Raw genomic sequence first — 24,425 nt, 5'->3', positions numbered from 1 at the left:
GCCGCGATGGCCGCCCCCGCTCCGCACCCCAACAGCAAGGTGATGTATTTGTAATTCAGCCGCAGGAACTGCCCCACCGTAGAGCCGATGGCCGCCCCGGTCAGCACGATCGGCGCCTCGGCCCCGACCGATCCCCCGAAGCCGATCGTGGCCGAGCTGGCTAACAGTGAGGTGTAGCAGTTGTGCGGTTTGATGCGCGATTCCTTGCGCGAGATGGCGTAGAAAATGCGGGTCACGCCGTGCGAAATGTCGTCCTTGACCCAATAGGTGACGAACAGCACCGTGACGGCGATCCCGACCATCGGATAGAGGAAGTAGAGCACGTTGGCCACTTCGATGTCGGCCCACGAGGTCAGCCCCTGTTTGATCAGGTGGATGCAGCCGCGCAGCAGGTGCCCGGCGATCCCCGCGGCGACGCCCACGACCACGGCGAGGATCATGATGAGCTGCCGCTCCGAGAGGCGTTTGGTGAGCCTCGTGAACCAACGGTAAAATGTCTCTGTCGATTTCAATTTCCGGATAGTTTTCCTGCCGCCCCGGCGGGTCGGTTCCGGGGGCTAAGGTAATGAATTTTTGATTCCCGCGGGTTTTCCGCGATCCGGCGAGGGTTACCGGCCCGTTCAAGGCTGTTTTTATTCGCACACCCGCATAAAACCGTCGACCGGACAGGCGAAAAGCTCCGATCGGTCAGGCGAAGAGTTCCGAGATCAGAAAATCCGAGATCAGGAACCTTTCCGGCCGAACGGCGAAGCCCTCCGAAGTGAGACGCATATCCCCCGTTGCGATAAAATCGCCGCACCTCCCCGTAATCCGGACCGCTTCCGCGGCGCCGAAATGTTCCGTAAGGTAGTCCGTCGAGATGCCCTCCGCCGTTCTGAGGTGCGTCATCAGATACTCATTCAACAAATCGGTTTGCGTCAGCCGTTCGGTTTCGCGCGGCGCTTTTTCCAGATACAGCCGGTTGCTCGCTACATTCCACGACCGGCACAAATGGCCGTCGTAGGAGTGCGCCGAAGGCCCCGCACCCAGATAAGGATCTCCCCGCCAGTAAGAGCTGTTGTGCCGTGCCCGGAACCCCGGCAAGGCGAAGTTCGACACCTCGTAATGTTCAAAACCCGCTCCGGTCAATGTTTCGCGCAGCATCCGGAAATGCAGTTCGGACACGGACTCCTCCACCGGCCGCATCCCCTGCCTGCCGAACGCCGTGCGCGGCTCTATCGTCAGATGATAGGCCGAGATATGCTGCACCCCCAGCGCCACGGCGCAATCGAGGTTATACTGCCACTCCTGCGGCGTCATCCACGGCAGCCCGTAGATCAGATCGATCGTCACGTTCTCGAAACCGGCCTGTCGGGCATTCTTCACCGCTTCGACAGCTGCCGCGGCGGTGTGGCGGCGGTTCATCCGGATCAAATGGGCGTCGTGAAACGATTGAATGCCGATGCTGAGCCGGTCGATACCCGCAGCCCGCAGCCCGCAGAGGTATTCCGGCGTCAGGTCGTCGGGGTTGGCTTCTAACGTCACCTCGTCGAACGTGTCCGCCTCCCACGATTCCCGCACCGACCGGACGAGCGATCCGATCTCCTCCGGTGAACAGACCGATGGCGTGCCGCCCCCGAAATAGAGCGTCCTGACGCTGCCGGGCGCAATCTCATTCCGCCGTTCGCCGAGTTCCCGGCCGATGGCCTCGAGCATCTCGCTTTTCCGGGCAAGCGATGCGGAGTGGTGGAAATCGCAGTAACGGCAGATTTGCCGGCAAAAAGGTATGTGGATATATATCCCGGACATGGACATGCGGTTTTTTGTGCACCCTGTTGTCCGGCTAACGGCGGACGATACCCCGGCTGTTCTTGCCGTCCACGAAGACGAACAGATCGTCCGGGAAAGAGACCCGGCGGAAATGTTCCGTCTCTGCCGCGCACGGCATCGCATCCAGCGCAGCCGCGTCGAACGCCCCGTCGCCGGCCGACGGGTTGAGGGTCATGTACCCCACCCCGAACGACGTCAGGTTCTGGAAAAAATGGGTTCCCTGCGACGGGTCGACCCGAAAATCCTCCAAGCCGCACTCCGCGATGACCCGCGCCTCCGAAATCTGCGGCCACTTGACCGGAATCCCCAGCCACGGGTCGCTCGACCCCCAGCGTCCCGGCCCGATCAGGACATAGTTCAGGCCCGCCCGCTTCATCTCCGTGTTCAGGGCGTCGATCTCCGCCGCCATCTGCGTCGTCGCCGACCGCTCGAACGTCTCCGGCTTCACATAGATCACATCCCGCAGCCCTTCGATCCGCCCTAATCCCAACGCCGACTCGGCATAGAGAATCGCCCCCTCCGGCTGCCCCTCCGGCGACGACCAGTCTAACCGGTCGCGCTGCGCAGCCTCCGCAATCGGCCGGATTTGCAGGAAATTGAAAATCTTTTCATGGCCGTACGGCACGTCCATGTTCACCGCGAACTCGATTTCGACCGGCGACTTCATCTCCTCCGCCCCGATCCGCAGCAGCTCACGCAGAATTTCCGCCAGCGGGAAGGTGTCGTACTTCAGGATATGGGCGAACGTAATGAGTTTCCGCCCCTTTTCGTTCGGCGAGTCGCTCACCGACTGGTTCAGCGCGTCCCAGGTCGAAGCCACGTATTTCATGTTCCGGAAATGGGCCGCTTTCGGAATCTCGAATTTCGCCAGGTTCACCGCGTCGTCGGTCGAAGTCCGCAGCCGCGACGGGTCGAGCGACAAGGCGTACATCGCCCGCTGCGTGTCCCGCAGCATCAGCTCCGGCGTGGAGAGTTGCAGCACGTGTTTCGGATAGGCCGGCGAGAACCGCAGCGTAATCCCTCCCTCAACCACGATCTTGCCCAATCCGAACGCAATATTGGCGATCCCCTCCTCGGGCCGTTCGTCTCCGATCGGGTAGAAGTTCAGCGACCGCGCCACTCCCGACAAGGTCGGAAAATAGTACCCGTCGTCCTCGGTTCCGCAGATTTCCTGAATCACCACGGCCATCTTCTCGTCCGCCAGGCTGTTCGAGCTCGCTTCGATATAGGCCCGGCTCGCGCGGTAATAGACCGAGGCGTAGACCCCTTTGATCGCTTTGCCCAACATGCGGATCATCTGGTCTTCGTTGTCCACGCGCGGCACCATGTAGGTGGAGTAGATTCCCGCGAAAGGCTGGAAATGAGAGTCTTCCAGTTTGGAGCTGGAGCGCACCGCCAGCGGCCGTTTGACATTGCGCAGAAAGACCCGCAGGTCTTCGACCACTTTGTCCGGCAGCCGCGAACCGGAAAATTCGGAGAGAATATCCGCATCGGACATCTCTTCGCTCTGGAGGTATTGCAGGCCGTTTTCGGCGATGAAGCGGTCGAAATGGTCGGTGGCCAGCACTAATGTCCGCGGAATCGTCACCCGCACCCCTTCCCATCGGTCGTAGAGTTTGTATTCTTCCAACATGTTGCCGATAAAGGCCAGCCCGCGGGCCTTGCCGCCGAGCGATCCCGTGCCGCTGCGGGCGAAACTGATGAACTGGTTGTAGGTCTCCGGCACGAACTCCGCCACGACGCCCTGCCCCATCTGTCGGCGATAGCCTTTGATCGAGCGGAGAACGAAATCCCGCATTTCGTCCGGACTGTCGAACGTGCTGTTGGTCACGGCGCGCAGCATGTGGGCCAGCGAAAAAATCCCCCGCGCATAAAGCCATTTGGAGAGCATGTTCCGGGCGGTGTAATAGGTCATGACGTCGGTGGGGATGCGCTCGACAGCTTCCTGCATCTGGCCGAGGTCGCGCACGCGGGCCACCTCTTCGCCGTTCGCCGGGTCGTAGAAGACGAAGTCACCGAATGCCAAGCGGCGGTTGATGAATGCGGCCAATTCGTCCAAGAGGTGTGCCGATTTTTTGTGGATGAAGTCGGCGCCCATCTCGGCGGCGGCGCGCTGGTGCTCGCTGTTGGTGGACTGGAGGACGATCGGCATGGTAGGCCGGTCGCCGAGCACATGGCGGCATAATTCCAGTCCGGCGGTGCAGTCGATTTCGCTGAGGTCTCCGTCGTGCCGGAACGAGACGTCGGAGATGATCCCCAACAGGTTGTCTTTATAGAGTTCGTAATACCGGATCGCTTCGTCGTAGGAGCGGGCGAAGAGGATTTTGGGCCGGGCCCGCTTGCGCAGGGTCCGCTGCTGCTCGTTGAGGGCTTCGCGGACAAATTCGTTGCTTTGCTGAATGATCATCCGGTAGAGGGCGGGCAGGTAGGCGGAGTAGAACCGCACGTTGTCTTCGACGAGCAGAATGGCTTGCACGCCGATCCCCAGGATGTCTTCGCGGGCGTTCATCCGGTCTTCGAGCATCTTGATGATGGCGAGGATCAAGTCGGCGTTGCCTTGCCAGCTGAACATGTAGTCGATGGCGGTGGTGTCGGCTTCCACGACGCGGCGGGCTACTTCGCGCGAAAAGGAGCTCATCAGGATGAAGGGAATGCCGGGATGTTCGCGCCGCACGCGCTGCGAGAGGGTGAATACGTCCATCTCGCCGATGTTGAACATGGTGATGATGAGGTCGAAGCGTTCGCCGCTGCGAAGCCGCTCGAGGGCTTCGGCGCCGGAACTCACGCGGATGAATGCGGGGGGATTGGTCAAACTCAATTCGCTGTATTCGCGCACGATCTGGGCTTCGATATGACCGTCTTCTTCGAGGGTGAACTGGTCGTAGGAGCTGCATACGAGCAAAATACGCCGTATCCGCTGCTGCATCAGGTTGTGAAAGTCGATGTCTACATAGAATTTCTCGCTATACTTCGCCATTTTATCCCTATTTTTGCTTTTTATCGTTCGGTTTATTCTCTACCCGGTTTGAGGGTACTGTTCTTTTTGTGAACAAAAAGAACCAAAAAAACTTTTTGAGATGCTTGCGCATCTCTTGAGCCTGCCGGGTACCCTTGTCTTCGATCTTTTTGGGGTGTGAGCAATAGCGGGCATTTAGGTAAGTAACGTTTTAAGCCCGCTATTGCCACACCCCAAAGAAAACTCAATGCAAGAGGACTGCGGAGCCTAAGGAGTAGCGCAGCTATCTGAAAGTCTTTTGGGTACCTTTTCTTCAGAAAAGGTACGGTTGCCTCCAATAGGGTAAAGATTAATCGAACGATAGAGAGTAAAAGTAGTGAAAAAATATGGGGAAATACAGGCTTAGGGAAGTAAAAACGGCGCGAGACGCGAAAGAATTCATTCGGATGGCCGAAGCGATATACAAAAGCGACCCGATGTGGGTTCAGCCGCTCGATCCCGACATAGAAGACCGATTCGACCCGGCGAAAAACCCGCTGTTCGACGGCGGTGAAGCGATCCGCTGGACCCTGCACGACGACACGACAGGAAAGATCGTAGGTCGTATCGCCGCGTTTTACAACCGGGAGTTGAGCGCCAACGAGCCGCAGCCGACCGGCGGTTGCGGATTCTTCGAGTGCATCGATGAACAGGAAGCCGCCGACATCCTGTTCGACGCCGCACGGGAGTGGCTCGCCGCACGAGGGATCGAAGCGATGGACGGCTCCATCAACTTCGGCGACCGGATGCAATGGTGGGGCGTTTTGGTCGAAGGGTTCACCCTGCCGCTGTACGGGATGAACTACAACCCGCCCTATTACGGCAGGCTGTTCGAGACCTACGGCTTTCAGAACTACTTCGATCAGCACACCTACCTGCGTCCGCTGGTGACCCACACCATGCCCGACGCACTGTACCGGAAAGCGGAACGGCTGTTCGCCAACCCGGACTACCGGTTCGGCCATGCCGATATGAACGACCGGCGGAAAGTGGCGCGCGACCTGATGGAAGTTTACAACAGCGGGTGGGCGACCTTCTCGGGAGTTAAGGAGATGGAATTCGACCACGCCTTGCAGATGGTGAATACCCTGGCGCCGATCGTGGACGAGGAAGTGCTTTACTTTGCATTCCACAAAGAGCAGGCCATCGGATTTTTCATCATGATACCCGACCTGAACCAGTTGATCCGGGACTTCAGGGGGCGATTTGGACTGTGGCAGAAGCTGAAACTGCTGTGGCGGCTTAAGGTGCGGAAAAAGAGCGACCGGCTGTTCGGTCTCGTGTTCGGCGTGGCCGCGGAATTCCAGGGGCGGGGCGTCGAAGCCGGGATGATCCGGTGCTTTGAACAGTACGTCGAGCGGCATCCCAAGCGGTACCGGTCGTTAGAGATCGCCTGGATCGGGGATTTCAACCCCCTGATGATGCGCGTGGCCGAAAGCTACGTGATGGCCGAGAGACACAAACGCCATGTAACCTACCGCTATCTGTTCGACCGCAACAAACCGTTCGAGCGGGCTCCAAAGTTGGGACGGGCGAAAAAGCAGACCCCGGAACCGACCGCAGAATAAGACGATTGGATACTTTGTCGCAGGCTTCTTTTGCACTGTTCCGGATGGGACTGTCGCTTTTTTGAAAGAAAGCGACGCAAAGAACTTTTGAGATAGCTGCGCTACTCCTTAGGCTCCGCAGTTCTCTTTCATTGCGTTTTCTTTGGACCGGGGCAATAAACTGCTCTTCACATTGCGGTTCTAAAGAACCGCCGACCTCCGCAGTGCCGCCGGGCACTTCGATCGGGAGTTTGCTCAGCCTTAGGGGCGGCGTGAAGTCGAACATGCTGAACTTTTTATCATACGGTTTAGTACAAAGATCTCTCTTTGTCAGGTCGGAGCACCCCGGGCGGAGGGTGCCGCTGGGCACTCCAACCGAGAGTTTGCTTGGACAGTCCCCGTTGGCTCCGGCCTTCAAACTAAAATGTTTGTATCGATGCCCGAGGACTGCGGAGCCTAAGAATTCGGGTAATTACAGCTCGGAAAGCCCCGATAGGGCCTTTCTCTTCAAAGCAAAGAATAGTCACACACGGCACCGTGCTAAATAAACCTGCCGGATCTCACGCATCCGAGTTCGGTTCCGCGCCCAAACGACATCTTGTACTATACCGGCGACATCGAAGACCGCAAGGCTTCCCGTAAAACAAGGGAAGCCTGCCGCTGTGCCAGCAAACCGAATGCAACAGGTGCAGCAACGAGCACGAATAGCCCGGCTCAGGCAAAACGCCCGGAATATATCCCGCAAAAGCCCTACAAATCCGCCGCCTGCTCAGCCGAGATATGAACGGCAGCGTCTCCCAGCTTTTCGCACTCCACGACTAATTCGATAAAAGTGATGCCCGCCATGTACTTGTATTCCTGCCCCTGTGCCAGGCGCAACTGTTCGCTGCGCAGCTGCGCACTCGTTAAATTGATCTGCTCCTCGATGCCCCGCGACCGTTCCACTCCCTCATCCGTGGGATTTTCCAGATTCGTCACCATCACATAGAGCGCCTGTTCAACCAAATCGAACAGACCGTATAGCTTGTCCCGCAACTCCTGGTTGAACCAGAGGTTCTGCTCCTTCTTGTCCCGCAGGATTTTGGCCAGTTCTAAGTTGCTGTCCCCTATCTGTTCGATGTGCGAAACGGTGCGGAACATCGTTTGTAAACGGTGCGTGGCCGCCTCGCCGTTATTCTGCGAAGTGATGCGCGACAGATAAGTGATGATCTCCCGCTCGACCCGGTCGGTGATCTGCTCATATTTCTCCACATGCTCGTATTCGGATCGGAACTCCTGCGCGTTGGTCAGAGTCATCAGCGAACGCACCATTCCGAACATTTTGAGCACCCGCTTGGCGTGGTTCGTAATTTCATTATGGGCCTGCATCAGCGACAGCTCCGGCGTCGAGACCAGACCCGAATCCAAGGCGAACAGCCGTTTGCGGTGGTCGTCCGGCGACTGCGGCACGATCCATGTCACCACCCGCATGATCTGCGGAACAAAACAGGTCAGGATGCAGACATTCAGCACATTGAATCCCGTGTGGAAAAAGGCCAGCATCAACGACGCCGCCCCCGCCCCGGCAAAGAGCACCACGATTCCTTCCGCGATCCACGGCAGCAAAGGCGTCGCCCACAGCAGGCCGAACAGGTTGATCAGCGTATGCGACACCGCCGCCCGCCGGGCCGGCGTATTGGTTACGATTGCGGCTAAGTTGGCCGTCACGGTGGTTCCCACATTCTCGCCGAGGATCATCGCCAGGCCCGCCTCGAACGGGATCCAGCCGTTCTGGCACATGACGATCGTCAGCGTAATGGTCGCGCTCGACGACTGCAATACCGCGGTCAGCAATGTCCCGATCAGGATAAACAGGAGGATGGAGAGGTATCCGAGATCGGCATAGGTGGCCAGTTCGCGGAAAAGAGCCGTGTTCTGCGCCACGCCGATCATCGACGATTGCAGCACGGTCAGCCCGAGCAACAGCAGGGCGAACCCGATGATGATCTCGCCGAGCGCCCGGTAATGCACCCGATGGATCAGGATCAGGGCGAATCCCAACCCTACCATCGGGATCGAGATGACGGAAAAGTTGAGTTGGAAACCGAACACGGCGATGATCCACGCGGTCAGCGAAGTGCCGATGTTGGCTCCCATAATCATGCCGATCGCCTGCCGGAGGTTCACGATTCCGGCATTGACGAAACTGACGATCATCACGGTAATGGCGCTGGAAGACTGCACGGTTGCGGTCACTGCGGCCGTCGAGGCGATCTGCGAGACGGGGGTGGCCGCCATACGTCCCATCGCGCGACGCAAGCGTCCCCCGGCCGCCCGCTGCAAAGCCTCGCTCATCAGCTTCATCCCGTAGAGGAACAGTCCCAGCGACCCGATGATATTCAGTATGCGTATCAGTATGTCCATTTGGAGGAAAGGTTATCTTGTCGGTAAAGATAATATTTCCAGATGGTTTCTTCGGAATGGGGAGGAAGAAACGCGGGCGGCGGATACGAAGAGAGCTGTTTTTCCGACACGAAAAAACAGCTCTCTTCGGGAAAAAGAGACGACGCAGAGGGAGGCCGCATTTACTCCGCCGCCCCCGCCGCCGGCATAAGCCGGATAACTAATTGGCGATACTTAGGAAGACCGTAAGAAACTTGTAAAACGATCTGTGTCAGATTGGTGATTTTATCCGGATGGATAGTCATCGGAATCGAGGCATTCATATCGACATCAGGTTTCAAGTCAGGTGCGAGAAATCCGAAATTACGATCATCTTGTTTCACCAAAGTGGGAAACTCGAATTGTTCGCCGTATGCGGCGGACCAACTCGTCGCATAATCTACTTCCACAACAAATGACATCCACCCGTTCTCGGAAGGCGGAAAAACGACCGGAATATCAAGCGTTGTCGTATTCGGATGCACTTCCACAAGCATTGAAGGTTCGCCAAATCCCGCAGCCGCTTGTTCTGGGGTCGAGATTTCTTTTTTGCAGGCTGTAAGAGCCAACAGAGTTCCAAGAGTTACGAATATACTTTTCCCGATCATGACCTCATTAAATTTGAATGGCTAATATTTGTGCAGTTCCTTCACCCGTTCCGCTTGACCAAGCTTCATAAGCTGCTGTTACTTTATATTCAGGATGTGAAGCGATGCAAAGGGGCAATTTAGAATTACACGAAATTCGGCCAGTAGATTTTACCTGTCCTAATCCAATGGTAAAAAAAGATTGTGATGCATCGGGGTTAGATGATAAATCTGTATATGGTTTATCATATCCGATTCTCATTCGACAACGGAATGAATAATCGGCTTTATAATCATTCCACCCGAACATATTCTTCTTTTGGGCCGTTACCTGGACATACACCTCCGAACCGTTGCGAACCGCCCAAGCCCAGAATTTCTTCTTGCCAGCCTGTACATAGACCTGGTTGGTCTTGGTTTCCGGGGTGATCCGCGGCTGTACCTCGCCCGATGTTGCGCCCGCCTCGTGTGCCACCCGGTAATACATCGTCTGCTCGAATCGGTCGTAGTTGTAATTAACGACTTTGCCTCCCACGATCGCATTCCCATCCGCGTTCAGAATCATTTCATAGGCGAACCGACTGGCAGCCACATAAGGCTGGTAGTCTTCTTCCGCCAAATTGTCGTTGAACAGGAACCGATCCTGATACTTGGCCTTGAACGCCGGATATTCATCCAGCGAGGTCATCGCCCGGAACTCCTCCAACGCTGCCTCGCGGGCCATCTCCTGCGACACGAACCCGACTGAATCGTACCATGCGGCCAGTGATGCCTCGTCTTTCTGCAACAGCATGGACAGCGTGCTTTCAATGGCGGCTTCGTCCGCAAATTTCAGCATCCCGTTCTCCACAGTCACCGCAGCCGTCGTTTTGGTTTGCAGCTTTGCCGGTTCGGTCAGGAGTTCTTCTTTTGAACACGCCGTCAGCGCCAAAGCACCGCATACGGCCAGAATCAAGTTTCTGTTCACCATGCAAAATAATTTACCTTATCCCAAATCTCTCTGATGAACTTTAGGGTGGATAATGATAATTATTGCAAAGATATAGTATTTGGCGTAGTAATAAAAACTATTAAATAACAAACGAAAACTATTTCGATGACAATTGTCCTTTGTCCTGCCGTTTTCCGAAGCTGCGGCGCAGCCACCGCGGAAGAATCATCACCCCCATAATCAGATAAGGATAGTAAGTCACTATCCGCCACAGCAAGGCGATGACCGCCGCCGTACCTACCTGGATCGAAGCCCCACGGGGATCACGTCGCTCAGGAAATTGGAGAAAATGTATTCCGCGAACCCGCTTCCGCCCGGGGTCGGGGCGACCAGCATCATGATCCACATGGCCAGCTGCCGCGCAAACACCAGGAACTGGTCGCCGAGCGTGAAGAAAGCCATGAACAGCGCGTTGGCCACCAAATACCGCGAACTCCACGACAGGAAAGTCGCCGCAAACGACTCGGCCCAAAACCGCGGCCTGTAGCGCCGGATTTCGATGGCGCTCCGCACGACGTCCCTTCCCGCCTTGACCGCCCCCGGCCGCCAGCGCCGCAGGCCGGGCAGCGAGAATACCTTGACGATCAGCCATTTCAACCCGATCGGGTTCAGAAAAAGTCCGTAACTCAACAGCAGTAGGTAGGCGAGCTTGATTCCGTAGCCGATCGAGGCGAACAGCATCAGCTGGTGTCCCATCGGGCCGCCGAACAGCCGGTCGCCGCCCACGAGGAAGAAAACGACGGGAAAAACGACGGCGAAATAGAGTTCGTCGAAAAACGAGGTGAGCATCACGATGGCGGCGCTCTTGCCGACCGGGATGCCCTCTTTGTGGACGAAGACGACGGCCACGCCGGTGCCCCCTATGGCCGAAGGGGTCACGGCGGAGGTGAATTCCCAGAGCATGATGATGCGGAACGCCTGCCGCCAGGTGAGTTCGCCGCGGCTGAAGAGCCGGATGCGGATCATGTAGCCCAGGTCGCGTCCGACCATAAAAAGGAAAGCGATCAGGATGAAAAGCAGCGCGTGCCACGTAAAACGGACCTGCTCGAAAATAGCGGGATCGAAGTCGCGGGCGATCATCCAGGCTACGAAGCCGAGTCCGAGCAGGACAGGCAAGACGATCTTCCACCACTGTACGCGGCCTATGGTATTGTTATCCATACAGAGAGGTCAAGGTATCCGGCCCGGTTTCGGCAAAAACCGGACTGCATTCGCAAAGATACGATTTTTCGGGGGCAAAGCGTACTGCGCCGGCCATCGGTGCGCGCACGCTCCGTGTTCGAGCCGGCCGCCTAAACCGCGAAGAAGGGACCGTCCGCCGTTTTCATCTTCGGTTCCGCGCCGAAGAAAATCCGGATACCTTAAGTCAACGGATAAAAAAACGTAACTTTGCTCCATTATGATCGACCGCCAGACAGTAGACCGCATATTCGCCGCCGCCAACATCGTCGATGTGGTGAGCGACTTCGTGACCCTGAAGAAACGAGGGGTCAATTACATGGCGTGCTGTCCGTTCCACAACGAAAAGACCCCGTCGTTCGTGGTGTCGCCGTCGAAAGGGCTTTACAAATGCTTCGGGTGCGGCAAGGGGGGGAATGCCGTCGGCTTCGTGATGGAACACGAGGGGCTGAGCTACGTCGAGGCCTTGAAATGGGTGGCCAAAAAATACGGGATCGAGGTCAAGGAACGCGAACAGACGGAAGAAGAGCGGCAGCGCAACGACGATCGGGAGAGTATGATGGTCGTGACGTCGTGGGCCAACCAATATTTCGTCGAACAGCTCAAGACCGACGAAGGGCGGAGCATCGGGGTGGGCTATTTCCGGGAGCGGGGATTCACCGACGCCACGATCGCGAAATTCCAGCTGGGGTATTGCCCGGCCAAAGGGGATGCCATGACGCAGGCGGCGCTGAAGGAAGGATACCGGGAGGAGTTTCTCGTGGGGACGGGGCTGACCATCAAACGCGAGGCCTCCGGTTACGGCGGGGAGTACTACGACCGGTTCTGCGGGCGGGTGATGTTCCCGGTGCACTCGCTGGCCGGACGGGTCATCGCTTTCGGGGGGCGGACGCTGCGGACGGACAAGAAAGTCGCCAAGTACCTCAACTCGCCGGAGAGCGAAATTTATCACAAGAGCAACACCCTGTACGGGATCTATTTCGCCAAGAAAGCGATCACGCAGTTCAACCGCTGCATTCTGGTCGAGGGGTACACCGACGTGCTTCAGATGCACCAGTCGGGGGTCGAGAACGTGGTGGCGTCGTCGGGGACATCGCTCACCGTGGAGCAGATCAAGCTCATCAAGCGGTTTACCAAGAATGTGACGGTGATCTATGACGGGGATGCGGCGGGGATCAAGGCGTCGATGCGGGGGATCGACATGATTCTGCGCGAGGGGCTGACAGTGCGGTGCGTGCTGCTGCCGGACGGCGAAGACCCGGACTCGTTCGCCCGGGCCCATAATGCGACGGAGCTGCAGGCTTATATCGAGGAGCACGAGGAGGATTTCATCTCGTTCAAGACACGGATTCTGTTGGGCGACGCGGCGGAGGATCCGATCAAGCGGGCCGAGGTGATCGCCAGCGTCGTGGAATCCATCGCGACGATTCCGGAGGCGATCACGCGGTCGGTCTTTATCCGGGAGTGTGCGCGGAAGCTCGAGATCGACGAGGATATTCTGATCCGCGAGGTGGCGCGCAAGCGGGTCACGATGGTGGACGGACAGGCGGGGCGCGAGGCGGTGGACAACCGGCTGCGCAAGGAGCAGTTCGTCCAACGGCAGGCGGTCGATCCGAACGCGGCGCCGATCCATTCACCGGAGGGGCCGGTGATGGAGCCGGCAGCGCCGATCGACCTGGCGCCGAAACTGAGTTTCGCGGAACAGGGCCTCAACCGGGAATTGGAACAGTTAGAACGGGAATTAGTGGGGTATCTGCTCAAGTACGGGGGCGAAAATTTCGATTTCGAGATGTCGCCTACGGAGATCGTTTCGCTGAGTGTGGCGGAGACGATCATCGGCGATCTGGAGATGGACCGCATCGAGATGCACAGCCCGTTGTACCGGCAGGTTTACGAAGAGTATGTGCGGTTTTATCGGGAGGAGAACCGGGCTCCGGAGGTGAACCGCTTCATCAACCATCCGTCGCCGGAGGTGGCGGCACTGGCGGTGGACTTGCTGACGGAGGGGGAGACTTACGCCCCGAGCCGGATGTGGGAACGGTACGAGATCCGGGTCTCGACGGAGCGCGAACGGCTGGGCGAGGCGATCCCGAAAGCGATCACGATCTACAAGTCGAAGGTGGTCAGTTCGATCATCGCTTCGCTGCAGAAGGAGCTGCTGGGGATCGAGACGATGGAGGAGGCGCAGGAGATCGTACGGCGTTTGGATTCGCTGAACGAACTGCGCAAGAATATCTACGAAAAATACCTGCGCACCGTTTAGCAGGCTGCGGTTTGCCGGCTTCGGGGAAGGGGCGGCGCGGTTTTCAACCTGTGATTGTCGCGCGTAAAAAGCTATCTTTGTTTTCAAATAGAAAAACGGAACTGAAATGAAAATCACCGTGATCGGCGCAGGGAACATGGGGGGCGCCATTATCCGGGGGCTGGTCTCGGGTGGACGGCTTCCGGCAGAGGATATTACCGCCGTGGCCGTACACGACACGACTCTCGACGCCATGCGCGCGCTTGGTGTGCGGGCTACGACCGACGCTGCGGCGGCTGTTTGCGGTGCCGATGTCGTTATTCTGGCCGTCAAGCCGTGGATTGTGGAAAGCGTTTCCGTGCAGATCGCACCGTATATTCCACCGGCCGTCTTGGTCGGCTCGGTGGCCGCGGGGATCGGTTTGGACGAGTTGGAAGCCTGTTTCGGGAAGGAGAGACCCTTGTTCCGAATCATGCCCAATACGGCGGTGAGCGTGGGCGAGGGGATGACCTTCATCACTGCGCGGAACGCTGCGGCGGAACAGACAGGGACTGTCCTTTCGCTTTTCGAGCCGTTGGGGAGGGTGATGGAGGTGCCGGAAAAACAGTTCGACGGATGTATGGCACTGGCTTCGTGCGGAATTGCCTACGCCTTGCGGTATGTGCGGGCGGCGATGGAGGGGGGGATCGAGTTGGGGATTCCGCCGGCGATGGCGCAGACCGTTGTGGCGCAGACGGTCAGGGGGGCGGCGGAGCTGCTGCTGCGCACCGGGAATCATCCGGAGGCGGAGATCGACCGGGTGACGACGCCGGGCGGAATCACGATCAAAGGACTGAATGCGATGGAAGCTAACGGATTCACCCGCGCGGTGATCGAGGGGCTGAAAGCGTCGAAATAACCGAACAAAGAGAAAGAGCATGCCGAAAGTTGCACTGATTACGGGAATTACCGGGCAGGACGGGGCTTACTTGGCCGAGTTCCTGCTCCGGAAAGGATACATCGTTCACGGGATCAAGCGGCGGGCCTCGTCGTTCAACACCGACCGGATCGACCATCTGTACGAAGACCCGCACGTGGACGGGCAGCGGTTCGTGCTGCACTACGGCGATATGACCGACTCGCTGAACCTCACCAAGATTATTCAGGAGGTGCAGCCCGACGAAATCTATAATCTGGCGGCGATGAGCCATGTGAAAGTCTCTTTCGACACGCCGGAGTATACGGCTAATGCCGACGGGATCGGGACGCTGCGGCTGCTGGAGGCAGTGCGGTTGCTGGGGCTGACGGAGAAGACCCGGATTTACCAGGCTTCCACTTCGGAGCTGTACGGACTGGTGCAACAGGTGCCGCAGAACGAACGGACGCCGTTTTATCCGCGGTCGCCGTATGCGTGCGCCAAGCTGTATGCGTACTGGATCACGGTCAATTACCGCGAGGCTTACGGGATGCACGCCAGCAACGGGATTCTGTTCAACCACGAGAGCCCGGTGCGCGGCGAGACGTTCGTGACCCGGAAGATTACGCGGGCGGCGGCAAGGATCGCGCTGGGGATGCAGCGGCAGACTTATCTCGGGAACCTCGCCTCGACCCGCGACTGGGGACACGCGAAGGACTATGTGGAGGCGATGTGGCTGATCTTGCAGCAGCCCAAGGCGGACGACTATGTGATTGCCACGGGGGTGACGACTTCGATCCGGGAGTTCCTGCGGATGACTTTCGCGGAGCTGGGGATTACGATCGAGTTCTCCGGCGCGGGGGTTGAGGAACGGGCTTGCATTGCGGCGATAGACGCTTCGCGATTCTCGGACGTTGTGGGCGAGGAGTACCTGCCGGCTGTGCGGCGGCGGGTGGGCGACTGCGTGGCGAGCGTCGATCCGCGCTACTTCCGGCCGACGGAGGTCGAGGCGTTGATCGGCGACTCGACGAAGGCCCGGACGGTGCTGGGGTGGAGACCGAAGTACGACTTGGCGGCGTTGGTGGCCGAGATGGTGCGCAGCGATGTCAAACTCTTCAAACGGGATGCTTACCTCAAGGCGGGGGGATTTACGGTCAATAGCTACTTCGAGTAAACTCCCGTAGCGCGCAGCCTGAAAACTCGAACTGTTTAAACTGATTGAACCAAACTCTATAAAAACGAAATGAAACACCTTTTTCTGACCGCAGCGCTGGCGATGACCGCAGTTTCGGTCGCCGCCGCGCCGAAATCCAAGAAAAAACAATCGGCCGAGAGGGCCGATACGGCTTACGTATTCACCGACATTCGATCGGTGCCGACCACTCCGATCGACAACCAGAGCAGCTCGAGCACCTGCTGGAGCTTTGCCGGGACCGGGCTGCTGGAGAGCGAGGCACTGCGGCAGGGCAAAGACACTTTGAACCTGTCGGAAATGTGGATCGTGCGGCACACCTACTTGGACAAGGCGGTCAAATATGCGCGGCTGCACGGAGCGAACAACTTTGGGCCGGGCGGCAATACGCACGACGTGACCACGGTTCTGCGCAACCACGGCATCGTGCCGCAGGAGGTTTACGAGGGGCTGCGGTACAGCCGGGACAGCATACACCGGCACAACGAATTGGACGCCGTGCTCTCGAACTACATGGCGGCGGTGGTCAAGGCCCCCAACAAGACCTTGTCCCCGGTGTGGCAGGACGGCTTGAACGGCATTCTGGACGCTTACTTGGGCGAATGCCCGAAAAAATTCACCTACAAGGGCGTGGAATATACACCGGAGACATTCGCGGCGGCGATGGGGCTGCGGGCGGACGATTTCGTCTCGTTCACTTCGTTTACCCACCATCCGTTCTACACCCGGTTTGCGGTCGAGATTCCGGACAACTGGGCGTGGGAGCCGTCGGCCAATGTGCCGATAGACGAACTGATCGCGATCGTCGATACGGCATTGGCGCAGGGCTATGCGGTGAACTGGTCGGCGGACGTGAGCGAAAAGGGGTTCCGGTATAACGAAGGCTTTGCGATCGTCCCGGCGGAAAGCCCGGAACAGGTGGCGGGTTCGGATATGGCCCGCTGGACGGGGCTGACGAAGGAACAGTTGGCGAAGATGTCGAAGAAAATCACGGGGCCGATGCCGGAAAAAACGATCACGCAGGCGATGCGGCAGGAGGCGTTCGACAACTACGAGACGACGGACGACCACGGCATGGTGCTCGTGGGTGTGGCGAAAGACCAGTGGGGCAATAAATTCTACAAAGTCAAAAATTCGTGGGGCGAACGGGGCAAGTACAAGGGATTCTTCTATGTGTCGGAACCGTTTGTGCGTTACAAGACGATCGGTATCGTGGTGAACCGCGCGGCGGTGCCGCAGGCGATTGCGGACAAGTTTCCGAACATTTAAACCTTATTTTAAGGCAGGTCACGGCATCGCGGCCTGCCCGCTGTTCGGCATAAGGGAATGACAACTCCGCCGGTGCGGCCGCTGCATCCGGCCTTGCCGGTGGCCGCCCTGCCTGTCGACGCGGAGCTTCACCGAAAACCGGCGCCAATCCGACAAAAATTAGTATCTTGCAAATTTTGAGAACAGAACGAACCGAAAGCAAGACGATGAAAGTGTTCAAATTCGGCGGCACCTCGGTCGGCTCCGCCGCAGGACTTCGGAATATCAGGCAGATTATCGGTGCCGAGCGGGGGCGCGTCGTAGTCGTTGTGTCCGCATTAGGGGGAGTGACCGACCAGCTGATCGCTGTCAGCCGGGCCGCAGCGGCGGCCGATTCGGCTTATGTGGAACAATACGAAGCCATTTGCGAGCGTCATCGCACGGCGATTGCCGAAAGCGTGCCGCAGCACTTGCAAAAAGAGACCTGTGCCCAGATCGATACCCTGCTCGACGAGTTGGGGAATATTCTGCGCGGCGTGTTTCTGATTCAGGACCTCTCGGCCAAGACCACCAATACCATCGTCAGTTACGGCGAGCGGCTCAGTTCGCTGATCGTCAGCCGGATCGTGGACGATGCCGTGCTGCGCGACGCGCGGGCGTTTATCAAGACCGAACCGTATTTCAACAGACACATCGTCGATTTCGGCTTGACTAATGAACTGGTGCGGAGCACCTTTGCGGACGATGCGCGGGTAAGCATCGTGCCGGGCTTCATCTCGTCGGACAAGACCACCGGCGAGGCGACCACGCTGGGACGGGGCGGATCGGACTATACGGCCGCCATTATCGCGGCGGCGACAGGGGCGGAAGTGCTGAATATCTACACCGATGTGGACGGCTTCATGACCGCCGACCCGCGGGTGATCGACAAGGCCTACCTGATCGAATCGCTGACCTTCGTCGAAGCGATGGAACTCTGCAACTTCGGGGCGAAAGTGATCTATCCGCCGACGATCTTCCCGGCTTACAACCACAACATTCCGATCTATATCAAGAACACCTACCGGCCGGAGTCTCCGGGAACCTATATTTCGCGGGCGAAATCGTCGGCCGACGGCGACGTGCGGAAAGCGATCAAAGGGATTTCGTCGATCAACGACAGCTGCCTGCTCACGATCCGGGGCCTCGGGATGGTGGGGGTGATCGGGGTGAACTACCGCATATTCAAGGCATTGGCCAAGGCGGGGATCAGCGTGTTCTTGGTGTCGCAGGCGTCGAGCGAGAATACCACCTCGATCGGCGTGCGGCGCGACGATGCGGAGCGGGCACGGACGGTGCTGAGCACGGAGTTCGCGCAGGAGATCGCCACGGGCGAGATCGACGAGATCATGCTGGAATGCGACTTGGCGACAGTGGCGATCGTCGGGGAAAACATGCGGGAGTGTCCGGGGGTCGCCGGCAAGCTGTTCGGGACTTTGGGGCGGAACGGGATCAACGTGGTGGCCTGTGCGCAGGGGGCCAGCGAGACCAACATCTCGTTCGTGGTCAAAGTCGAGAGCCTGCGGAAGACGCTGAACGTGATCCACGACTCGTTTTTCCTGTCGGAATACAAAGTGCTGAACCTTTTCCTGACGGGCATCGGGCTGGTCGGCGGCTCGCTGATCGAGCAGATCCGGGAACAGCAGGCGGAACTGTTGCGAACCAATGCGCTGCGGATCAACGTGGTGGGGATTTCCAACTCGCGGCGCAGCATCTTCAACCGCGACGGGATCGATCTGGCGAACTACCGGGAGCTGCTCGAGAACGAAGGGATTCCGACCACGCCGGACAAGGTGAGGGACAGAATCGTGGGGATGAATATTTTCAATTCGGTGTTCGTGGACTGTACGGCCAGTCCGGAGGTGGCGGCGATTTACGAGGAGCTGCTCTCGCACAACGTGTCGGTGGTGACGGCCAACAAGATCGCGGCTTCGTCGGGCTACGAACACTATGCGGCACTCAAAAACACGGCGCGGGCGCGGGGGGTGAAATTCCTGTTCGAGACCAACGTGGGGGCGGGGCTGCCGATCATCAACACGATCAACGACCTCAGGCACAGCGGAGATACCATACTGGGCCTCAAGGCGGTGCTGAGCGGGACGCTGAACTACATTTTCAATGTACTGGCGGAGGATGTGCCTTTCAGCCGGGCGGTGGCGATGGCGAAGGAGGCGGGCTATGCCGAACCGGATCCGCGGATCGACCTGAGCGGCACGGACGTGGTGCGGAAATTGGTGATCCTGGCGCGCGAGTCGGGCTATCGGGTGGAGCAGGAGGATGTGGTGAAGCACCTCTTCGTGCCGGACTACATTTTCGAGGGATCGACGGACGATTTCTGGGCGAAGGTGCCGGCGTTGGATGCGGAGTTCGAGCAGAAACGGCGGGCATTGGCGGCGGAAGGGAAAAAGTGGCGGTTCGTGGCATCGCTGGAGGGCGGAGCCTGCTCGGTGGGGCTCAGGGAGGTCGAAGCGGGGCATCCGTTCTATGACCTCGAGGGGAGCAACAACATCATCCTCATCACGACGACGCGCTACAACGAATATCCGCTGCAGATCAAGGGTTATGGGGCGGGGGCGTCGGTGACGGCGGCGGGGGTGTTCGCGGACATCATGTCGATCGCCAACATTCAGTGATAGTGATCTGCTTGGGGATTATTGCGTTTAAAACCGAGGGCCGTTCTTTCCTTTCGCAGGAAAGAACGGCCCTCGGTTTCATCCGGCAATCCCCGACCGTTAGAACTTGAACCGCGCCAGCAGCGTCACGCGGTGGTTTTGCGAATTTGCATACCGTTCCGTCGGGCGGTAATGGTCGTCGAACGCCCTGCCCCACGACGCCAAGCTGTACATGTACTCCAGCCCGAACGAGAGCTGTTTGCAGTGGTACCACAGGCGCGGCGAGAGCCGATAATACCAGTCGATCCCCTTGTCCGGAATCGACGCCTGTGCCAAGTCGATCGCTTTTCCGGAACCTAAGTTCTTCGTCCAGCCGGTTAATATGCCAGGCTGCCATCCTTTCATGATTTTCGTCTCGAATCCGATCCACATGGCGATCGTCTGCGTCGCCGTATAGCCGTAGTCCGGATCGCCGGCCTCCACCTCACGCAGCCGCGGCCCGTAGCCGCCCAACATATTCAGCGTTGAAAGATCCTGCCCCCACATCGCGAACGCCGTCAGTTTGTGTCCGCCGCGGAACGTATGCAGCGCGAAGACCGAAGCGTTGAACGCCGCCATCCGGCGCGTCGTCCGCATCGAATCCGCCGTCAGGTTGCGCGGACGGATCGACTTGACGGCCCCGCTGAAGCTGACTTTCGTTTTCGCACCGCCCACCGACAGACGCAAGGCGAAATCCGGCACCATGCCGTAAGCCTGCGCCTCGCCCTCTTTCCCGGCATACATCCCGACGGCGGCTGTCAGCCGGACGAGGTCGCCCAACTGCTGCGAATAGCGGATCTGCGGGATGCGCGACATCGGGTTGAGCGGCGTGCCGCAGCCGTGTGCCACGGTGTTCGGAAAAACCTCTTCCGGCACCGACAGGTTGTTGGTCTGGCCGATCAGGAGCCGGCTCCGCTTCCAGGTCAGGCTGACATACGCGTGCCGCAGCCGCAGAACACCCAGATTATCGCCCGTCCCCATGAAGTCCGTTTCGATGTATCCGCCCGCTTCGGCCCCGAGCACGTCGGAAGCCGTGGCCGTCAGATGCAGCCGCGAGTTGGCCACGCCGAAACGCATCGAATTTTCGCGGTTGATGTCCTCGCCGTTCGGGTTGTATTCCGGTGCCAGCGGGAAATAGTAGAAAATGCCGCTGTTTTTGGCTTTCGATTGGTAGGTGTCGGTAAAGATTTGTGCGTCGATCCGGCCGCCGAGTTTCAGTTTCACGCGCGAACCGTCTTTCCCGACCTCCGCAGCCGACACGCCTGCGGACAAAACCGTTGAAATAAATACGGCAAGGTATCGTTTCATGATCTGAAGATAGAATGAGCTGCAAAAATAATACTTTTGCAAAAGGGTATTCTACGCATTTCCGCCGTTTCCGGGCGGTACAAATACCTATTTCGCCCTTTAGGGGCACCAAGCGACCGATATAGAACTATGGATTTCCTGTTGCATTCCGATTTCGCCCCCACCGGCGACCAGCCCGAGGCGATCGCCCAGCTGACCCGCTCTCTGCAGGAAGGGACGAGGCACAACACCTTGCTGGGGGTCACCGGCTCCGGCAAAACCTTCACGATGGCCAACGTCATCCGGAACATCGGGAAACCCGCCCTGATCCTGAGCCACAACAAAACGCTCGCCGCGCAGCTGTACGGCGAATTCCGCGGCTTTTTCCCGGAAAATGCGGTGGAATACTTCGTCTCGTACTACGACTACTACCAGCCGGAGGCTTATCTTCCGACGTCGGACACCTACATCGAAAAAGACCTCTCGATCAACGACGAAATCGAGAAACTGCGGCTGAGCGCCACCAGCTCGCTGCTCTCCGGGCGGAACGACGTGGTGGTGGTCAGCTCCGTGTCGTGCCTCTACGGGATCGGGAACCCCTCCGATTTCCACGCCAATACGATCAACATCAAGCAGGGCGAGGAGTTCCCGCGCCAGAAGCTGCTCTACCAGCTGGTGGACGGTCTCTATTCGCGCAACGACGTCGAGTTCGCCCGGGGGACTTTCCGCGTGGCGGGAGATACGATCGACATCCACGTGGCCTATGGCGACAAAGGCTACCGCATCGTGCAGTGGGGCGATACGGTCGAGGAAATCCACGCCATCGACCCGATCACCGGCCAGCGGCTCTCGCAGCTCGACCGCGTGACGATCTACCCGGCCAATATCTTCGTTACGACCCGTGAACGCATCAATTCGGCGGTCATTCAGATTCAACACGACTTGGCGGCCCAGTACGACTTTTTCATGCAGCGCGGCGAGGAGCAGTATGCCAAACGGCTCAAGCAACGTGTCGAGTACGACCTCGAGATGATCAAGGAGCTGGGCTACTGCTCGGGGATCGAGAACTATTCGCGGTACTTCGACGGACGGGCGCCGGGGACGCGGCCGTTCTGCTTGCTGGACTACTTTCCGGACGACTTTCTGATGATTATCGACGAGAGCCACGTGACGATTCCGCAGATTCGGGCGATGTACGGCGGCGATCACGCGCGGAAGAAGAATCTGGTGGAGTACGGTTTCCGGCTCCCGGCGGCCATCGACAACCGGCCTTTGAAGTTCGAGGAGTTCGAGGCGCTGGTGCCGCAGGCGGTCTACGTGAGCGCGACGCCGGCCGATTATGAACTCAACAAGTCGGAGGGGGTGGTGGTCGAGCAGGTGATCCGTCCGACGGGGCTGCTCGACCCGGAGATCGAGATCCGGCCTACGGCGGATCAGATCGACGACCTGATCGGCGAGATCGAAATCCGGGCCGAAAAAGACCAGCGGGTGCTGGTCACGACGCTGACCAAGCGGATGGCGGAAGAGCTGACCAAGTATTTCGAGAAGGTGGGGATTCGGTGCCGCTACATCCATTCGGACGTGGACACGTTGGAGCGGATCGAGATCATGGATGACCTGCGGGCGGGGCGGTTCGACGTGTTAGTGGGGGTCAATCTGCTGCGGGAGGGGCTGGATTTGCCGGAGGTGTCGTTAGTGGCGATCATGGATGCGGACAAAGAGGGATTCCTGCGGTCGGCGCGGTCGCTGACGCAGACGGCCGGGCGGGCGGCGAGGCACCTGGAGGGGCGGGTGATCATGTATGCGGACAAGATCACGGATTCGATGCGCCAGACGATCGACGAGACGGAGCGGCGGCGCGAAAAGCAGATGAATTACAACCTCTCGCACGACATTACGCCGCAGGCGGTGCACAAGATGAGCAAATCGACGCTGGGCGAGGGGTCTCCCCTGGCGGCTTCGCTGCCGGCGGCCAAAATGTCTGCGGCGGGGGCCGCGACGATCGAGCGGCCGTTCGGCAGGGGTGGCGGAGGCGTGGTGTACGACATGGATGCGCCATTGTCGATGGTGGCGGATCCGGTGATGGAGTATATGTCGGCCACGGATCTCGAAAGCGCGATCGCGCAGGCGCGGCAGATGATGGAGCAGGCGGCCAAAGATTTGGACTTTTTGGCGGCGGCGCGCTACCGGGACGAGATGTTCGCTTTGCAGCAGCGGCAGCGGGCTGCTTCCGGTTCGGGCAAGGTGTCGCCTTCGATCAAGGGCAGCGTGCGGGAGTCCAAGGCGGGGGTGGGTAAGTCGCGCAAGCGGACGAAAATCCTTTAATATCCGGAGCCGGCGGAGCATTCGGGCTGTTCTGCCAGCCAAAGCCCTGACGGGCCTGCGGGCGGGCTGTTGTCCCGGAGATTGATGCGGGGTGAGTATCCGTTATGGATACTCATCCCGTTTTTACGTATAAATACCTATTTAAAATAGGTGATAACACGCTCCCGTATTTTTTCGGACGTCCGTACTTTTGTTTGCCGAGAATTGGCATTCGAGCAAACATGGGAAAATATTTCGACGAACTGATGCAGGACTACCGTTTCCGCGAGGGGCTGAATGCTTGCATGAATTGCGGGGCTTGTACGGCGGTGTGTCCGGCGGCGGAGTATTACAATTACGATCCGCGGCAGATCGTGGACGATGTACAGGCGCGCGACGACGAGAGCATCGAGGCGCTGATGAAAAGCGATACGATCTGGTATTGCGGCGAGTGTATGTCGTGCCGGCCGCGGTGTCCGCGAGGGAATACGCCGGCTTATGTGGTTCAGGCTTTGCGGCGGCTGTCGCAGAAGTATGGTTTCTTCACGGAGTCGGAAAAGGGGCGGCAGCAGTATGCGTTGGGCAAGATGCTGGGGAGCAATATGATGGAATTAGGGTACTGTGTGCATCCTACGCGGGTGGTGCCGCGGATGCACCCGGAGCAGGGACCGGTGTGGGCGTGGGTGCATGAGCATGACAGGGAGGTTTTCGCGCGCTTTACGGATAATTACATGCAGGCGGGGCCGGGGCCGGCGCGGGCGATCGATCCGGAGAGCTTAGCGGAGTTCCGCCGTATTTTCGATGTGAGCGGGGGAACGGAGTTCCTGGACAATATCGAACGGTGCTCGATGAAAAAGGCGGAGGAGCTGGGAATGACGCCGGACGAGTATATGGAGTATGTGTATACCTACAATAGTGGTACACATACACTGTAATTAACCGTTCGATTATTCTGTACCCCACTGTGAGTGACTGTTCTTTCTTTGAAAAGAAAGAACCAAAGAAACTTTCAGATAGCTACGCTACTCCTTAGGCTCC

At 58.5% G+C, this 24,425-nt stretch carries 16 protein-coding genes; 8 read left to right on the top strand and 8 right to left on the bottom strand.

The features are described 5' to 3' along the window. The 3 genes from Q0Z93_RS04475 to Q0Z93_RS04465 all read right to left on the bottom strand — a co-directional run. A partial coding sequence (locus tag Q0Z93_RS04475; protein ID WP_298063033.1) for a chloride channel protein occupies window positions 1-512 on the bottom strand: 512 nt, incomplete at its 3' end. A 175-nt stretch (window positions 513-687) separates the two neighbouring features. Continuing rightward, entirely contained in the window at window positions 688-1,788 is a 1,101-nt protein-coding gene (gene hemW / locus Q0Z93_RS04470) for a radical SAM family heme chaperone HemW (protein WP_298063031.1), read from the bottom strand. Between the two features lie 34 nt (window positions 1,789-1,822). Then, a complete protein-coding gene (locus Q0Z93_RS04465; RefSeq protein ID WP_298063029.1) occupies window positions 1,823-4,786 on the bottom strand; it encodes a PEP/pyruvate-binding domain-containing protein in 2,964 nt (987 codons plus the stop codon). 365 nt (window positions 4,787-5,151) lie between these two features. Between Q0Z93_RS04465 and Q0Z93_RS04460 the strand changes: the two genes are divergently transcribed. Further along, complete coding sequence (locus Q0Z93_RS04460) at window positions 5,152-6,372, top strand: hypothetical protein (protein WP_298063027.1); 1,221 nt, start codon at window positions 5,152-5,154, stop codon at window positions 6,370-6,372. Between the two features lie 729 nt (window positions 6,373-7,101). Here Q0Z93_RS04460 and Q0Z93_RS04455 read toward each other — a convergent pair. The 4 genes from Q0Z93_RS04455 to Q0Z93_RS04440 form a co-directional block, all read right to left on the bottom strand. Then, window positions 7,102-8,754 carry a Na/Pi cotransporter family protein gene (locus Q0Z93_RS04455; protein WP_298063024.1) on the bottom strand — a complete coding sequence of 551 codons (1,653 nt, stop codon included), beginning with the start codon at window positions 8,752-8,754 and terminating at the stop codon, window positions 7,102-7,104. A 161-nt stretch (window positions 8,755-8,915) separates the two neighbouring features. After that, a complete protein-coding gene (locus tag Q0Z93_RS04450; RefSeq protein WP_298063021.1) occupies window positions 8,916-9,380 on the bottom strand; it encodes a hypothetical protein in 465 nt (154 codons plus the stop codon). 7 nt (window positions 9,381-9,387) lie between these two features. Next, window positions 9,388-10,329, bottom strand: a complete 942-nt coding sequence (locus Q0Z93_RS04445) for a DUF4848 domain-containing protein (protein WP_298063018.1) — start codon at window positions 10,327-10,329, stop codon at window positions 9,388-9,390. A 258-nt stretch (window positions 10,330-10,587) separates the two neighbouring features. Further along, window positions 10,588-11,511 carry a lysylphosphatidylglycerol synthase transmembrane domain-containing protein gene (locus tag Q0Z93_RS04440; protein ID WP_298063015.1) on the bottom strand — a complete coding sequence of 308 codons (924 nt, stop codon included), beginning with the start codon at window positions 11,509-11,511 and terminating at the stop codon, window positions 10,588-10,590. Window positions 11,512-11,749: 238 nt separating this feature from the next. Here Q0Z93_RS04440 and dnaG point away from each other — a divergent pair, with 238 nt between their 5' ends. The 5 genes from dnaG (at window position 11,750) to thrA (ending at window position 19,778) form a co-directional block, all read left to right on the top strand. After that, window positions 11,750-13,792 (top strand): DNA primase, encoded by a 2,043-nt coding sequence (dnaG, locus tag Q0Z93_RS04435; protein ID WP_298063012.1) that lies wholly within the window; start codon window positions 11,750-11,752, stop codon window positions 13,790-13,792. Between the two features lie 106 nt (window positions 13,793-13,898). Further along, complete coding sequence (gene proC / locus Q0Z93_RS04430) at window positions 13,899-14,669, top strand: pyrroline-5-carboxylate reductase (protein ID WP_298063011.1); 771 nt, start codon at window positions 13,899-13,901, stop codon at window positions 14,667-14,669. A gap of 19 nt (window positions 14,670-14,688) precedes the next feature. Further along, entirely contained in the window at window positions 14,689-15,840 is a 1,152-nt protein-coding gene (gene gmd, locus Q0Z93_RS04425; RefSeq protein ID WP_298063010.1) for a GDP-mannose 4,6-dehydratase, read from the top strand. Window positions 15,841-15,909: 69 nt separating this feature from the next. Then, window positions 15,910-17,127 carry a C1 family peptidase gene (locus Q0Z93_RS04420; protein ID WP_298063008.1) on the top strand — a complete coding sequence of 406 codons (1,218 nt, stop codon included), beginning with the start codon at window positions 15,910-15,912 and terminating at the stop codon, window positions 17,125-17,127. Between the two features lie 206 nt (window positions 17,128-17,333). After that, the gene (gene thrA, locus Q0Z93_RS04415; protein WP_298063005.1) at window positions 17,334-19,778 is read left to right on the top strand and encodes a bifunctional aspartate kinase/homoserine dehydrogenase I; all 2,445 of its coding nucleotides are present in this window, start codon (window positions 17,334-17,336) and stop codon (window positions 19,776-19,778) included. Between the two features lie 99 nt (window positions 19,779-19,877). On the opposite strand, the gene Q0Z93_RS04410 is transcribed toward thrA, so the two are convergent. Continuing rightward, the gene (locus Q0Z93_RS04410) at window positions 19,878-21,104 is read right to left on the bottom strand and encodes a hypothetical protein (protein WP_298063003.1); all 1,227 of its coding nucleotides are present in this window, start codon (window positions 21,102-21,104) and stop codon (window positions 19,878-19,880) included. 129 nt (window positions 21,105-21,233) lie between these two features. Between Q0Z93_RS04410 and uvrB the strand changes: the two genes are divergently transcribed. Together uvrB and Q0Z93_RS04400 are read left to right on the top strand one after the other, a co-directional pair. After that, window positions 21,234-23,408 carry an excinuclease ABC subunit UvrB gene (gene uvrB, locus Q0Z93_RS04405; protein WP_298063001.1) on the top strand — a complete coding sequence of 725 codons (2,175 nt, stop codon included), beginning with the start codon at window positions 21,234-21,236 and terminating at the stop codon, window positions 23,406-23,408. Window positions 23,409-23,629: 221 nt separating this feature from the next. Then, a complete protein-coding gene (locus Q0Z93_RS04400; protein WP_298062999.1) occupies window positions 23,630-24,322 on the top strand; it encodes a 4Fe-4S dicluster domain-containing protein in 693 nt (230 codons plus the stop codon). Window positions 24,323-24,425: the final 103 nt, after the last annotated feature.

It is taken from the genome of uncultured Rikenella sp. (assembly GCF_947628055.1).
In the GTDB taxonomy this organism is placed as follows: domain Bacteria; phylum Bacteroidota; class Bacteroidia; order Bacteroidales; family Rikenellaceae; genus Rikenella.
The sequence above is the reverse complement of the archived record's forward strand: the minus strand, read 5'-3'. Positions and strand labels throughout refer to the sequence as shown.